The organism is Rothia mucilaginosa, assembly GCF_964211445.1.
Classification (GTDB): domain Bacteria; phylum Actinomycetota; class Actinomycetes; order Actinomycetales; family Micrococcaceae; genus Rothia; species Rothia mucilaginosa_E.
Map to the genome: position 1 here is coordinate 21,900 of NZ_CAXOQT010000010.1, position 13,749 is coordinate 35,648.

Here is a 13,749-nt window from a genome sequence, read left to right on the forward strand (position 1 = left end):
GGTCGGGCTTTCGGACAGTCAACGGCGCCGTGCGGGGTGGCGGGTAGGTGCCACCGCCTCGGGCGCATTATTTTATCTTACACACTCACCCGCACGGTGCGGGGTGTTCGGGCTTTTCGGAGGCGGTTTTAGGCAGAAAGCAAAAGCGCTCTGCTCTCCTCCCCCTCCCCTACCCCGCCGATATTTCCCGAAGGCGTTCGAGGGTTAAACAGAACCGCCGCCACCTTCCATACAGAAAGGTAGCGGCGGCTCTTACGCAACGACAGCACCCACTAGAGCAGGTTAGTCGCTAACGCTAACAATTGTTCGCGCTGTATTAGTCGTTCGCACGTGCGCGGCGGCGGAACTCGCGGACACGCTCGTTGGAATCCAGGATGACCTTGCGGATACGAATCGCCTCGGGGGTCACCTCAACGCACTCGTCTTCACGAGCGAACTCGAGGCACTCTTCCAGGGTCAGCTTCTTCGGCGGGGTCAGGTTTTCGAAGTTGTCCGCGGTCGAGGAACGCATGTTGGTCAGCTTCTTTTCCTTGGTGATGTTAACTTCCATGTCGTCTGCACGGGAGTTCATACCAACGATCATGCCCTCGTACACCTCGGAGGTGGGCTCCACGAAGAAGGTGCCGCGCTCCTGCAGGTTAATCATCGCGTAGGGGGTCACCACGCCGGCACGGTCAGCAATCAGCGAACCGTTGGTGCGGTACTCAATGTCGCCAGCCCAGGGCTCGTGCTCAATCGAGTACGAGGAAGAAATACCGGCACCGCGGGTCTCAGTCAGGAACTGGGTACGGAAACCAATCAGACCACGTGCGGGAACAGCGAACTCCATACGGACCCAACCGGTACCGTGGTTCGCCATGTTCTCCATGCGACCCTTACGTGCAGCCATCAGCTGAGTAACAGCACCCAGGTACTCCTCGGGCACGTCAATGATCATGTGCTCCATGGGCTCGTAGACCTTGCCGTCGATGGTCTTGGTAACCACCTGGGGCTTACCCACGGTCAGCTCGAAGCCCTCGCGGCGCATCTGCTCCACGAGGATAGCCAGAGCGAGCTCGCCACGGCCCTGAACTTCCCACGCATCCGGACGCTGGGTGGGCAGAACCTTGATGGACACGTTACCGATCAGCTCGCGGTCCAGGCGGTCCTTCACCTGACGTGCGGTGACCTTTGCGCCCTTGACGCGGCCAGCCAGCGGGGAGGTGTTAATACCGATGGTCATGGAGATTGCGGGGTCGTCCACCTTGATCAGCGGCAGGGGCTTGGGGTTCTCAGCGTCGGTCAGGGTTTCACCAATGGTGATGTCCTCGATACCAGCCACTGCGACGATTTCGCCGGGGCCAGCGGACTCTGCGGGAACGCGCTCGAGAGCCTTGGTAGCCAGCAGCTCGGAGATACGGACGTTCTTGATCTCACCGTCGTGGCGTGCCCACGCAACGGTCTGGCCCTTCTTCAGGGTGCCGTTGAAGATACGGACCAGTGCCAGACGACCCAGGAACGGGGAGGAGTCGAGGTTGGTCACGTGTGCCTGCAGAACCTCGTTGGGGTCGTAGGTGGGGGCGGGCACGTGCTCGATGATGGTCTTGAACAGCGGCTCAAGGTCGTCGTTGTCGGGCAGCTGGCCGTCTGCGGGCTGGTTCAGGGACGCAGCGCCAGCCTTACCGGATGCGTACACCACCGGAACGTTCAGCACAGCGTCCAGGTCCAGGTCGGGAACCTCGTCCGCCAGGTCGGATGCCAGGCCCAGCAGCAGGTCCATGGACTCGCCAACGACCTCGTCGATGCGGGAGTCGGGGCGGTCAACCTTGTTGACCACGAGGATCACGGGCAGCTTAGCAGCCAGTGCCTTACGCAGCACGAAGCGGGTCTGGGGCAGCGGGCCTTCGGATGCGTCCACGAGCAGCACAACACCGTCAACCATGGACAGGCCGCGCTCCACCTCGCCACCGAAGTCGGCGTGGCCGGGGGTGTCAATAACGTTAATGGTGATGGTCTCACTGTTGGCGGAAGGGCCGTTGTAGAACACGGTGGTGTTCTTCGCCAGAATGGTGATGCCCTTTTCCTTTTCGAGGTCGCCGGAGTCCATGACTCGGTCTTCAACATCTGCGTGGGCAGAGAAGGCGTGGGTCTGCTGCAGCATCGCGTCGACGATGGTGGTCTTGCCGTGGTCAACGTGTGCCACGATGGCCACATTGCGAAGGTCGGGGCGCGAAGCGGTGTTTTCAGACATGCGTTAAGTTTCTCGCTTAAATCTAGGGGATAGTCTTGCCAGCGGGTGCGCTCTAGAGGCGCGGGGGTCACGGGGCAGTACCTTATTTCTCAGGTACTTGCCGGTTCGGGCATTTACTCCTGGAACCGCTCTGCGGTGAGAGCATTTCCGGGCACGCCAAAACGGACCCCCCTCCGTTGGGCTTAGCTACCAGTGTATCACTAGGGCTTTTCGGCGAGCCACTCATCAATCATGCGGCGGGCAACGGCGTTCGTGCCGGGCAGCTCCAGCTTGGCGGGGTCGTCCTCGTCGCTGTTGCCGCGCTCCTCCGAGATAGCAATCGCCTCACGCAGTTCGGGGGCGGTGAACCAGCGTGCCGCACGAATCTCACCGTCGTGGTGGATGATGGGTTCGTTTTCGTCCACGCGCACCCGGTAGCAAATCATGAGCGAGCGCGGGAAAGGCCACACATCACTCATGCGGTATTCGGTGCTGAGGGCGTGCAAGCCGGTCTCTTCGTAGACCTCGCGGGCAATCGCCTCTTCGAGGTTTTCACCCGGATCAACAAAGCCAGCAATAAGGGCGAAGCGGTTCGGGTGCCACTGGCGGTTATTTGCGAGTAGCACGCGCTCGCCGTCGCGGCTGGTCACCAGCGCCATGACGGCAGGTTCAATGCGGGGGAACACCATCTCGCCGGAGGCGGTGCGGCGGATTCCCTTCGAGCCGAGGGGCGCCTCCTCACCGCTGTAGGCGGAGTAGCGCATGTCGATGAGGTAGTCGCGGCGTGCCAGGGCGGTAGCGTAGTGGGCGCGGCCTTCCGGGTCGTCGTGGACCGGGTAGTAGCGGAAACCGCTGGTGGAGGCGTGCACCCGAGGGTTGTTCAGGTCGGCAGCGACCTGCGCGAGGGTTTCGTCCTCGCAGTAGAGTACGTGCACCTGTGACCCGTTCTTCTCTGCCTCGCTGCTCTTTTCTGCTTCGACGCTGTAGGCAGCGGGGCGAATCACGCTGCGCGCCAGGATAGCGTCCTCGGGTAGCGGCTCGGCAGTATCGCTACCGGTCAGGTAGTGCAGGGTTCCGTCATCGTTGAGGAGGGTCTCCCCCTCGCGGGAGATGAGCAGGTAGCGCGGGGCGCTGTCAGAAATAGTCTCGGGCGTGTGTTCAGGTGAAGAAGTCATGGATTTTACTCTACATCTTGATACTGTAAGGCCCACAATAGGGTGCCAGGTTTCGATTTTTTCGCCGTATCGTCCCATATCACTCTCGAAAGAGATGACAGGGGCACCCGAAAATAAGAGAATGGAACCATGACTACTTCTATTGACCCTACGACCACCTCCGCGTGGTCTGCTCTGTCCGCTCATCACAAGTCCCTCACTCCGAACCTGCGCGAATGGTTTGCCGCTGACCCGGAACGCGCGCAGAAGCTCAGCTTCACCGCCGACGAACTGCACGTCGACCTCTCCAAGAACCTGATTACCTCCGAGACCGTTGAGCTGCTGCTCAAGCTCGCTGAAGAGGTCAAGCTGGAGCAGGCTCGCGAGGCAATGTTCTCCGGCGAGCACATTAACGTCACCGAGGACCGCGCAGTACTGCACACCGCGCTGCGCCGCCCCGAGGGCTACACCCCCGCACTGACCGTTGACGGCCAGGACGTAGACGCAGACGTCCACGCCGTTCTGAAGAAGATTTACGCATTCGCTGAGCGCGTGCGCAACGGCGAGTGGACCGGTATCACCGGCAAGCGCATCGAGACCGTCGTGAACATCGGTATCGGTGGCTCCGACCTGGGCCCGGTCATGGTGTACGAGGCTCTCAAGCCCTACGCAGACGCAGGCATCACCGCACGCTTCATCTCCAACATTGACCCGACCGACGTGGCAGAGAAGGTCTCCGACCTGGACCCCGAGACCACCCTGTTCATCGTCGCATCCAAGACCTTCGGCACCCTGGAGACCCTGACCAACGCACGCGTGGCACGCGAGTGGTTGCTCTCCTCCCTGCGTGAGGCTGGCGCGCTGGAAGGTAAGGAAGCGTCCGAGGCTGTGGCTAAGCACTTCGTGGCTGTCTCCACCGCACTCGACAAGGTTGCAGCATTCGGCATCGACCCCGAGAACGCTTTCGGCTTCTGGGACTGGGTTGGCGGCCGCTACTCCGTAGACTCCGCTATCGGCACCTCCCTGGCTATTGTTTTCGGCCCGAAGGTTTTCGCTGACTTCCTCGCTGGCTTCCACGCAATGGACGAGCACTTCCGCACCGCTCCCCTGGCGCAGAACGTGCCCGTTCTGATGGGTCTGCTGAACATCTGGAACGTGAACTTTCTGGGTGCTGAGACCCACGCGGTCCTGCCCTACGACCAGTACCTGCACCGCTTCCCCGCATACCTGCAGCAGCTGACCATGGAGTCCAACGGCAAGTCCGTTCGCGCAGACGGCTCCTTCGTCAACTACGCAACCGGTGAAGTCTTCTGGGGGGAGCCCGGCACCAACGGCCAGCACGCTTTCTACCAGCTGATCCACCAGGGCACCCGCCTGATCCCCGCGGACTTCCTGGCATTCGCTAACCCGGTCCACCCGACCAAGGACGGCGAGCAGGACGTTCACGAGCTGTTCCTGGCTAACTTCTTCGCGCAGTCTCAGGCTCTCGCCTTCGGCAAGACCGAGGAAGAGGTTCGTGCAGAGGGCACCGCAGAGCACGTGGTCAACGCACGTATCTTCAGCGGTAACCGCCCCTCCACCTCTATCATGGCACCGCGCCTGACCCCGCGCGTTCTGGGCTCCCTGATTGCCCTGTACGAGCACATCACCTTCGTTCAGGGTGTCGTTTGGGGCATTGACTCCTTCGACCAGTGGGGTGTTGAGCTCGGTAAGAAGCTGGCTCTGGACCTGGTTCCCGCTATTGAGGGTGACCGCGAGGTTCTGGAGCGTCAGGATTCTTCGACCGCTTCGCTGATTGACTACTATCTGAAGAACCGCACCAAGTAGTAGCTTGAACCTACACCCGAGGGTTTTATAGCCTGCGGGTGTAGGATGCATAAACCGCCGGATAGGCTCCCGTTTGGGAGGCTATCCGGCGGTTTTGCTATATGGGTTCTAGTTATATGGGTTCTGGCTGACTCAGTACTGTTAGTCCAGCGCGGGCAGGGTATCGGAGACGACCTCCGCAATAATGCGCACCACGGTGGATTCGGGTAGCTGCGGGATGCCCTGCTCATCACGGACCAGGCCACCGGCGTCACGGTGAGCGGTCAGCTCCACATCTTCGGTCGTCTCTCCACCATCGGCGCGGGTTGCGGGCACGTGCACGAACCCTGCGGGGATGCTCAGCCCCAGCTCGCGGCTGATGCGCTGGCCCTCGTAGAACACGTGGTTGCACACGTAGGTTCCGGCGGTGTACGAAATCTCGACCGGCTCCCCCGCCGCACGCAGACGCTCAAAGCTGGCGCGCACCGGCAGGGAGGAGAAGTACGCCTCCTGACCGCCCGGCGCAATCGGCTCGTCGCAGCGCTGGTCGCCGTCGTTATCTTCAATACCAGCAGAGTCCAGATTGATAGCAACCTGCTCCAGGCTGACCACGTCACGACCGACCGCCACGCCCAGGCTGATGAGCGCGTCGGGTTGCACCTCCTGCAGGGCGGCACGCAGGGCGGTGCTGGAACCGTCATAGCTGACGGGCAGTTCGCGGGTGATGACGTTCAGGTCCGGGCGCATCTGGCTCAGCAGACGCTGAGCACCCTCGGCGAGCGCCACGGTGGGGTTCACGGGCACACCGGGGAACGGGCCGAAGAAGGTCAGCAGCAGGGTGCGTGCCTGGTTGGGTGTGGTTGACATAGTCGATCTCGTTTTCTGCGGTGGTTTATTCAGCAGCGTTCTTTTCGGCGGCGCGGCGCTCCAGGTCCTTGGCGAGCGCCTCCAGCAACTCTTCGGGGGTGGTGGCGATGATGAGCTCGTCCAGGTAGCGTTCGTTGAGCAGGCCGGTGGACGCCATGTAGTGCATCGCGTCGATGAGCTTGTCCCAGTAGCCGTTGACGTTCAGCAGCGCGACCGGCTTGGAGTGAATATCGAGGAACTGCCAGCTGAAAACTTCAAAGAACTCTTCGAGGGTGCCGGGGCCGCCGGGCATGGCGACGAACGCGTCAGCCTTCTCAATCATGGCGATTTTACGCTGGTGCATGGTGTCCACAATGTCGAGGGTGGTCTGGCCGGGGTACACGCCCTCCAGGCCGACCAGCTTGTGGGTGACCACGCCGTAGACCACGCCGCCGGCGTCCAGGGTTGCGCCCGCGACGGTGCCCATGAGGCCGGTGCGGCCGCCTCCGTACACCACGCCAATATTCTTCTGGGCGCAGAGGGTGCCGAGTTCCTGGGCGCGGGTGGTGAAGAGCGGATCGTTGCCGGAGCGTGCACCGCAGTAGACGGCGAGGTTGTAGTCAGTCTTCTTCATGGTTCTCCTTGGGGTGTATGGGGGTTTCCGGGGTGGAGCGCCTCTATGCGTTCTACCCGTGATAGATGCTGCTATGTTGAGGGTACCGGATGCACCTGTGTACCTCATGTGTGCCACCCGCCGGTTCAGGGGGCACGTCAGGGGCGGGGGTTACGGTAGCGGGGTGCGTGCCAGCAGCGGGAAAATCTGCTCGGTATTCAGCGGTGCCTGCGATGCAGAATCGAAGGGGCTGCTCATGGCGGGGTTGACCCAGCGCAGCTCAGCGATTTCTGCCTGCGGCACCAGTGAAGCCAATAGCTCGTGTTGTTCGTCGGTGGGTGCGTATTCGTAGGTTTCGGCGCGTACCGTAAAGCCTGCCTCGTTCAGTGCCGCCGCTTCCAGGAGTCCGCGGTGGTGCATCCGGGCGGGGTCGGGGGTGAGCCCGATTTCTTCGTTCACTTCGCGGCAGGCGGTCTGTAGCGGGGTCTCCCCCGGTTCGGGTTTGCCGCCGGGCATCATGAACCCGTCGCTTCCTTGTTTGCGCACGGTGAGTACGAGCCCGTCCCGGTTGCGGATTGCTACGGCGCATACGTTCACGACGCGGTGCGTGCTGTCGATGGCGCTGTGCTCAGTAGCGCTGTGCTCAGTAGCGTTGGGTTCGGCGAGCGGGGAGGGCTGGGCTGCTTCTACTCGGTTCTGCGGGTTCTTCTGCGTGGGCATCTTTCTACCCTAGCATTTCCGTATCCTCCACCCGGCGCTGTGCGTGTTTGTCTTATTCATCCGCCCTATTGTGCGCCCTGTAGGCATTGGTTTTACGTAATATTTCGGCGAGTTATCTTATGTCCGGTTTATGCGTTTAGGTGCGTGTTACGGTGTAATTAACCGCGATGTCGCGGTACCGTATACGCACTCGACTTGGCGCGATACAGGAAGAGTGCGGATCACTCAATCACCCATGTAGAAGGAACTTCATGATGGCTAACTCTTCTCGTTCCCGCCGCTACGGTAGCGCCGGCGCTTCTGTTCTTCTTGCCGCTTCCTTGAGCTTGTGCGCTCTGCCTTCTGTTGCGGCAGCGAATACCCCGAATCCGGATAACCCACCGGTTATTACGGTCTACAACTACAAGGTTGAGACCAATACTCGTGAGTTGAAGACTGCCCTGCGTCTGAACAAGATTACGTTCAAGGCGTCGAAACTGCCCGCGAAAACTACCGCTTTCGCCCCGGCATTGCACGAGGCAAACCATAGGGGTTTCCCGTTTCTGAACCCGATTCAGACGGTGCGCGTTGAGGGCCCGTTCAAGGACGGCACGGCGACTGCGACCCATTACGTTCCCGGTAGCCTGATTGACCCGGCGAAGAACTACAGCTTCGTCGCTAATATCATCGTTGATGGTTACGGGGGCGGTCAGGTTCTGCGCATGGACGTTGTGAAGGATAGCGCCGCGCCGGTTCTGCACGTGGATTCGCCGCGTCTGAACACCAAGGGTGAGACTGTGTTGAAGGTGCGCGGTACCGGCTACACCGGTGAGGCGACCCCGCACGGTGTGCGCGTGGTGGTGTCTGATACGAATGTGTGGGTTCCCGGTCGTTTTCCCCAGACGGGTATGCGCTTCGTGGCTGAGGTGACCGTACCTGCTTCGCAGATTCACAACGGTGCTTTTGAGACGGAGGTGAAGGTCCCGGCGGATGTTGCGGCGACGCTGAATACCTCTCACAAGTACATTGCGGGCACCATGGCTGCCGGCGTTGAGGGTGCCGAGTACGGTTCGTTTGATGCTCAGAAGCCTCTTGAGCTTTTCGCGCAGGAGCCCGTGGTTTCTGCGGTTCCGACCTATGCTCCGACGGTGGCTCCTCTGCCTGAGGCAACCATTGGTGTAAACCCCACCGACGCTCCCACCGTGGCACCTCTGCCGGAGGCAACCGTTGGCGTGAACCCGACCGACGCACCGACCGTAGCGCCCCTGCCGGAGGCAACCGTGGGCGTGAACCCCACTGACGCACCGACCGTAGCGCCCCTGCCCGAGGCAACCGTGGGCGTGAACCCGACCGACGCACCCACCGTAGCACCCCTGCCGGAAGCAACCATTGGTGTAAACCCGACCGACGCACCCACCGTGGCGCCTCTGCCTGAGGCAACCGTTGGCGTGAACCCGACCGATGCGCCCACCGTGGCGCCTCTGCCTGAGGCAACCGTAGGCGTTAACCCCACTGACGCGCCCACCGTAGCGCCCCTGCCGGAAGCAACCGTTGGAGTGAATCCCACTGACGCACCGACGGTTCCCGCTCTGCCGGAAGCAACCGTTGGCGTGAATCCCACTGATGCGCCCACCGTGGCACCTCTGCCCGAGGCAACCATCGGCGTGAACCCCACCGATGCCCCCACGGTGCCTGCGCTGCCGGAAGCAACCATCGGAGTAAACCCGACTGATGCACCCACGGTGCCTGCGCTGCCGGAAGCAACGGTCACTCCGGCGCCGGTTGCCGATAAGACCCCCAACGCTGACAAGCTGGAGGACGCAACCGTGGCGCATCCCAAGAGTAAGCCAGCTCAGGAGGCTCCGGTGACCGCCGCCCGCTCGGCTAAGGACACTCTGGCTAAGGACACTCTGGCTAAGGACACTGGGGCAAAGGACAGCCTGGCACAGGACAGCCTCGCTAAGGAGAGCAGCCCCAAGAAGGCTACCCTGGCAAACACCGGCGCATCCAGTGTTGGCGTGATTGTTGGTATTGGCGTTGTCGCGATTTGCGCGGGTCTGGGGTTGAGCGTTCTGCGCTCGCGCCGCCACTCCTAAGAGCTGCAGGGCGCACAGTCTACCCCACCCGCCCAGTGTAAACCGCGCATAGCAAAGAGCCGCCGGCTCCCCTCAGTCAGGGGAACCGGCGGCTCTTCACGTATCAGCTCATTCAATCAGCTGGTGCAATCGTTCGCGTTACTTCGAAGCCTTAACCTCAATGCCGCTCACGTCAATCTGTTCCAGCGGAATCAGACGGTCACGAGTGACCACGCGGTGCACCAGCCAGACCGCAATAATCACGGGCAGACCAATGTAGGAGCTGAGCACGCCAGCCCAGTCACCGCTCAGGAATGCCTCGTAGTTCTGGCCGCCAATAACGACCAGGCACATGAGGAAGGCGATAATCGGGCCCGCGGGGAAGAACGGCGCCACGTAGGGCAGGTCCTTCAAGCTGTTGCCCTGCTTCAGGTACGCGCGGCGGAAACGGTAGTGAGCCACGGCAATACCCACCCAGGTGATGAAACCAGCCAGACCGGACACGTTCACCAGCCACAGGTACGCCCCATCCGGCGAGAGCAGTGCGGCGATGAAGCCGACCGCGCCGATAGCTGCGGTAGCCAGCAGCGCGTTCATGGGCACGCCGCCGGAGTTGATGTGGGTGAACATCTTCGGTGCCTTACCCTCCTGCGCGAGCGCGAAGAGCATACGAGCCGAAACGTACAGGCCCGAGTTACCTGCAGAGAGCACTGCGGAGAGGATCACGGCGTTCATGATGGCTGCCGCGAAGGCAATACCTGCACGCTCGAAGATGAGGGTGAACGGGGAGATGTTGATGTTGCCGTCCGCTGCGGTGAGCAGGTTCGGGTCGGAGTAAGGAATCAGGAAGCCGATGACGACCATCGCACCAATGTAGAAGAGCATGATGCGCCAGAACACGCTGGTCAGTGCGCGGGGCACGTCGCGGCGGGGGTTCTCAGATTCGCCGGCAGCCACACCGATCATTTCGGTGCCCTGGAAGGAGAAGCCTGCCACCATGAAGATGGCGAGTACGGCGGGTGCGCCGCCGACGAAGGGTGCCTCACCGACGGTCCAGTTGGAGACACCCGGGGAGCTACCGCCCAGGATGCCGAAGATCATGGCGATACCTGCGATGAGGAAGACGACCACGGTAACGACCTTGATGGTGGCGAGCCAGAATTCGCTTTCACCGTAGGAGCGTGCCGAAAGGGCGTTGATGCCGGTCAGCAGCACGAGGAATCCTGCCGCCCACACCCAGGATGGGATATCCGGGAACCAGTACCTCATCACCTCGCCGACGGCGACGAGTTCGGCGGCGACGGTAATCGCCCAGTTGAACCAGTAGTTCCAGCCCATAGCGAAGCCGAAGGACGGGGACACGTAGCGTGCCGCGTAGGTCTGGAATGCGCCGGGGACGGGCAGGTGCGCGGCCATCTCGCCGAGGGACTGCATGAGGAACAGCACCATGATGCCGATGAGGGCGTAGGCGAGGATTGCGCCGCCGGGGCCTGCGGTGGAGATGGTCTTACCGGAGGCGACGAAGAGGCCGGTGCCGATTGCGCCGCCGATTGCGATCATCTGCATGTGGCGGGCGGAGAGGCCTCGCTTCAGTTCACCCTCTGCGGGGGTGGCTTCCGATGCAGCGCCGGAAGTCTCTGTAGGCTGTGCCATGTCAGGTCTTCTTTCTGAGGCTATTGCTTCGTGCGTTTGCTAGCGGTCTAGTCTGGTGTCCAGTCTAGTCCTGCTGCGGGTGGTGCCGCCGAAGGTTTGTGCCTGGGTCAAGAAATTCTTCAATCTTAAGGATTTCTTACGTACCGTAAGTTTTCCTAATCTGAGGGTCAATCCTACTCGCTTTTGAGGCTCTTTTCCACCCAAAACCACAAAAACACAGAAAAACCCTCCCGCACCGCTCATATATAAGCGGTACGGGAGGGTTCCCTATCAGGCTAATTCACCCGATCTATTTAGCCCACCCGGCTTTAGTCAGCCAGGTTGTGGAACGAAACGTTCGTGGGGTGCTCCACGGTACGAGAAACGGTGCAGTCCTTCTGCTCGCTGAGCTGAATCAGACGGTCCACCATCTTCTGAGCCTTAGCGCCCTGCTCATCCTCGGGGAATCGCACATCAAAGTCCACCTCAACGTCGTCGAGGCGCACCGCGCCGTCTTCGGTCTGCTTCAGCGCCGAGGCGAGCACCTCGAACACCTCGGGGGTGGAGCGGCGGGAGGTGCCCGCGTCCACGTCCACGGAGGAGCAACCGGCAATCGCGGCGAGCAGCAGCTCGACGGGGGTCAGCAGGCCCTCGCCCACACCGAAGTCGAGGGTTGCGCCGTTAGCACCGTAGGCGCGGTAGTGCAGGCGGTCGATGCGCTCAATCTTGGTCTGGCGGTAGTTGTCGAGTTCGCGGCGTTCCTGCTGGCGCGAGTACACCTTCTTCTGCTCTTCTGCGGTCTGCGCTGCGTTGTTCTGCTCGGTGTTGTTCTGTTCAGCCATTGAGGTTCCTTTCGGGTTGTCTGCGCGGTCGCTATGTTATTCAGCGCCGCGTTGTTTAGCGTCATTCACTATAAGCGTGTTTCTCATTATTTTATTCCCGGACTCTTTTTCTCGTCGGTCAACTGGGTGCTCCTATACACTGGAAAACCGCGGCGGAGCTTCGAAGTCCCTCACACACACAGTAGATTTTTTGAAGAGCACAACAGGCACAAGGAACTCTTTTATGGCACAGACCCCCGGCGCTGAGCGTCCCGGCACTGAGCGTACGAGCACGCAGAGTGATTTCCGCTTGGCTATTGCGGATTCTTCCGTGGTGATGCTCGGTATTGCTGTGCTGGGTTTGGGTTTGGGTATTATCCTCAACGCGCACGGTCTGCCGATCTGGACTGCTCCGCTGCTATCTGCCCTGGTGTTTGCCGGTTCGGTGGAGTTCCTCATGGTGGGCATGGTCAGCGCTGGCACGCCCCTAGCGTCGATTGCGTTGACGGTGTTCCTCGTGAATGCGCGCCACCTGGTGTACGGCCTCTCCTACCCTCTGCACAGGGTGAAGGGTTTTTGGGCTAAGGCTCTGGCTATTCATACTCTCTGCGATGAGGCGTTTGCGCTCAACTCCGGTCCTGATCGCAATGAGCGTTCGGGTGCGCGCATTCTGTGGGTGAACGTGCTGATTTACGTCTCCTGGATTTTGAGCGTAATCCTCGGCTACGTACTCGGCGCGAGCTTCTTGAGCGATCTGAAGGGCGTGGATTTCGTGATGGTGGCAATCTTCACGGTTCTTGCGATGGACGGCTACCGCGCCAACCCGGATCGTGTGACGGCGCTCTTTGTGGCGGTTTCGGCTGCGGTCGCGCTGATTTTTGCACCGTCCTCGTTCCTTGTGGTGGCGTTGGGTTCGTATGTGGTGCTGCTGTTGGCGCGTTTCCCGGTGGCGAAGCGCCGCGGCACGCTACCGCATCGTGCTGTGCTTGAGGTAGAGGCTAAGGCTGAAAACGCCGCAGAGACCCCAGGCACTGCCGCAGAGAGCTCAGGCACCACCGCATCCGCTGATGCGCCCGCTTCCACACAGCGATAAGAACGTTACATACGTATTCAAAACCGGTTAGGATAGATGAGTAGAGCTTCGCTCTCCCCTCTTTCTAGGATTTACACGATGCTTCCCGCGCGAACCTGCGCGGTGGCACCCAGAGGTTGAGGTACCCATGACTCAGATGAAAGACACCGCTAAGGAAACTAGCGACGCAGAACGCTGTGCCGCCCCGGAGTAACACCGCACCGGGAGCGGCATCACCCGAGGTCACGCGAGAACTAGCAACGCGCACAACTACCCGCGCCGAGCACTAGTCTCACGCAGGAGGAACGACCCTCCACCTCCATGTTTCGCGGCTTTCATCAACTCACGTACCTACCGCACTACTTAGTATCCCTATTCGGCTGGGCTCTCCCCTATCCTTTTTCGCGGGCGTTTTCACGGCTTCACCCGCGCGCCTCTTTCGGGTCTTTCGCTGAGTATGTGCAGAAAGAGAAAATCTTCATGAACAGTGAAGTGACCACCGGCTATATTCTTGCCGCGATTCTTGTGGCTGCAGGTATTACGTTCCTGCTTCGTTTGCTTCCCTTCGGTTTGAAGAAGGCTCTGGCTGGCTCCGAACTTTTGGATGCGCTCAGCCACTGGATTCCGCTCGGCGCGGTTGCGTTGCTTGCCATCTATGCGGTGGCAAAGATTGATTATTCTTCCGTTGAAACGGCGGCACCGTACCTGGCGGGCCTGGTGGTGACCGTGGGGGCGCACCTGTGGCGTAAGAATATGGTGCTGAGCATGGTGGCGGGTACCGTCACCTGCGTTGTGCTGGCTAACTGGGTTTTCTAGGGGGTC

11 protein-coding genes are annotated in these 13,749 nt (G+C 61.0%); 4 read left to right on the forward strand and 7 right to left on the reverse strand.

Going from position 1 to position 13,749, the window contains the following annotated elements; genetic code table 11:
• Nucleotides 1-316: 316 nt before the first annotated feature.
• Nucleotides 317-2,230, reverse strand: a complete 1,914-nt coding sequence (gene typA / locus AB8E48_RS03700; RefSeq protein WP_368885807.1) for a translational GTPase TypA — start codon at nucleotides 2,228-2,230, stop codon at nucleotides 317-319.
• A 200-nt stretch (nucleotides 2,231-2,430) separates the two neighbouring features.
• Nucleotides 2,431-3,384 (reverse strand): NAD(+) diphosphatase, encoded by a 954-nt coding sequence (locus AB8E48_RS03705; protein ID WP_368885808.1) that lies wholly within the window; start codon nucleotides 3,382-3,384, stop codon nucleotides 2,431-2,433.
• 129 nt (nucleotides 3,385-3,513) lie between these two features.
• On the opposite strand from AB8E48_RS03705, the gene pgi reads away from it, so the two are divergent.
• Nucleotides 3,514-5,190 carry a glucose-6-phosphate isomerase gene (gene pgi, locus AB8E48_RS03710; protein ID WP_368885809.1) on the forward strand — a complete coding sequence of 559 codons (1,677 nt, stop codon included), beginning with the start codon at nucleotides 3,514-3,516 and terminating at the stop codon, nucleotides 5,188-5,190.
• Nucleotides 5,191-5,331: 141 nt separating this feature from the next.
• Here the strand turns inward: pgi and AB8E48_RS03715 are convergent, their stop codons facing one another.
• From AB8E48_RS03715 to AB8E48_RS03725, 3 genes are all read right to left on the reverse strand, one after another.
• Entirely contained in the window at nucleotides 5,332-6,036 is a 705-nt protein-coding gene (locus tag AB8E48_RS03715) for a pyroglutamyl-peptidase I family protein (RefSeq protein WP_368885810.1), read from the reverse strand.
• Between the two features lie 25 nt (nucleotides 6,037-6,061).
• Complete coding sequence (locus AB8E48_RS03720) at nucleotides 6,062-6,649, reverse strand: TIGR00730 family Rossman fold protein (protein WP_368885811.1); 588 nt, start codon at nucleotides 6,647-6,649, stop codon at nucleotides 6,062-6,064.
• Nucleotides 6,650-6,799: 150 nt separating this feature from the next.
• The gene (locus AB8E48_RS03725) at nucleotides 6,800-7,348 is read right to left on the reverse strand and encodes an NUDIX domain-containing protein (RefSeq protein ID WP_368885812.1); all 549 of its coding nucleotides are present in this window, start codon (nucleotides 7,346-7,348) and stop codon (nucleotides 6,800-6,802) included.
• Between the two features lie 251 nt (nucleotides 7,349-7,599).
• On the opposite strand from AB8E48_RS03725, the gene AB8E48_RS03730 reads away from it, so the two are divergent.
• The gene (locus tag AB8E48_RS03730; RefSeq protein ID WP_368885813.1) at nucleotides 7,600-9,423 is read left to right on the forward strand and encodes a hypothetical protein; all 1,824 of its coding nucleotides are present in this window, start codon (nucleotides 7,600-7,602) and stop codon (nucleotides 9,421-9,423) included.
• Nucleotides 9,424-9,561: 138 nt separating this feature from the next.
• Here AB8E48_RS03730 and AB8E48_RS03735 read toward each other — a convergent pair whose 3' ends face one another.
• Both AB8E48_RS03735 and AB8E48_RS03740 read right to left on the reverse strand, forming a co-directional pair.
• On the reverse strand, nucleotides 9,562-11,055 hold the full coding sequence (locus tag AB8E48_RS03735; RefSeq protein ID WP_049354198.1) for an amino acid permease: 1,494 nt from the start codon (nucleotides 11,053-11,055) through the stop codon (nucleotides 9,562-9,564).
• Between the two features lie 308 nt (nucleotides 11,056-11,363).
• Nucleotides 11,364-11,876, reverse strand: a complete 513-nt coding sequence (locus AB8E48_RS03740; protein ID WP_368885814.1) for an OsmC family protein — start codon at nucleotides 11,874-11,876, stop codon at nucleotides 11,364-11,366.
• 223 nt (nucleotides 11,877-12,099) lie between these two features.
• Between AB8E48_RS03740 and AB8E48_RS03745 the strand changes: the two genes are divergently transcribed.
• Both AB8E48_RS03745 and AB8E48_RS03750 read left to right on the forward strand, forming a co-directional pair.
• Complete coding sequence (locus tag AB8E48_RS03745; protein ID WP_368885815.1) at nucleotides 12,100-12,948, forward strand: AzlC family ABC transporter permease; 849 nt, start codon at nucleotides 12,100-12,102, stop codon at nucleotides 12,946-12,948.
• A gap of 459 nt (nucleotides 12,949-13,407) precedes the next feature.
• Entirely contained in the window at nucleotides 13,408-13,743 is a 336-nt protein-coding gene (locus tag AB8E48_RS03750) for a branched-chain amino acid transporter permease (RefSeq protein WP_070593666.1), read from the forward strand.
• Nucleotides 13,744-13,749 lie beyond the last annotated feature (6 nt).

Bases quoted from the DNA above. Each gene is read 5' to 3' on its own strand.
- typA (WP_368885807.1), bottom strand. From the start codon at position 2,230: ATGTCTGAAAACACCGCTTCGCGCCCCGACCTTCGCAATGTGGCCATC.
- AB8E48_RS03705 (WP_368885808.1), bottom strand. From the start codon at position 3,384: ATGACTTCTTCACCTGAACACACGCCCGAGACTATTTCTGACAGCGCC.
- pgi (WP_368885809.1), top strand. From the start codon at position 3,514: ATGACTACTTCTATTGACCCTACGACCACCTCCGCGTGGTCTGCTCTG.
- AB8E48_RS03715 (WP_368885810.1), bottom strand. From the start codon at position 6,036: ATGTCAACCACACCCAACCAGGCACGCACCCTGCTGCTGACCTTCTTC.
- AB8E48_RS03720 (WP_368885811.1), bottom strand. From the start codon at position 6,649: ATGAAGAAGACTGACTACAACCTCGCCGTCTACTGCGGTGCACGCTCC.
- AB8E48_RS03725 (WP_368885812.1), bottom strand. From the start codon at position 7,348: ATGCCCACGCAGAAGAACCCGCAGAACCGAGTAGAAGCAGCCCAGCCC.
- AB8E48_RS03730 (WP_368885813.1), top strand. From the start codon at position 7,600: ATGATGGCTAACTCTTCTCGTTCCCGCCGCTACGGTAGCGCCGGCGCT.
- AB8E48_RS03735 (WP_049354198.1), bottom strand. From the start codon at position 11,055: ATGGCACAGCCTACAGAGACTTCCGGCGCTGCATCGGAAGCCACCCCC.
- AB8E48_RS03740 (WP_368885814.1), bottom strand. From the start codon at position 11,876: ATGGCTGAACAGAACAACACCGAGCAGAACAACGCAGCGCAGACCGCA.
- AB8E48_RS03745 (WP_368885815.1), top strand. From the start codon at position 12,100: ATGGCACAGACCCCCGGCGCTGAGCGTCCCGGCACTGAGCGTACGAGC.
- AB8E48_RS03750 (WP_070593666.1), top strand. From the start codon at position 13,408: ATGAACAGTGAAGTGACCACCGGCTATATTCTTGCCGCGATTCTTGTG.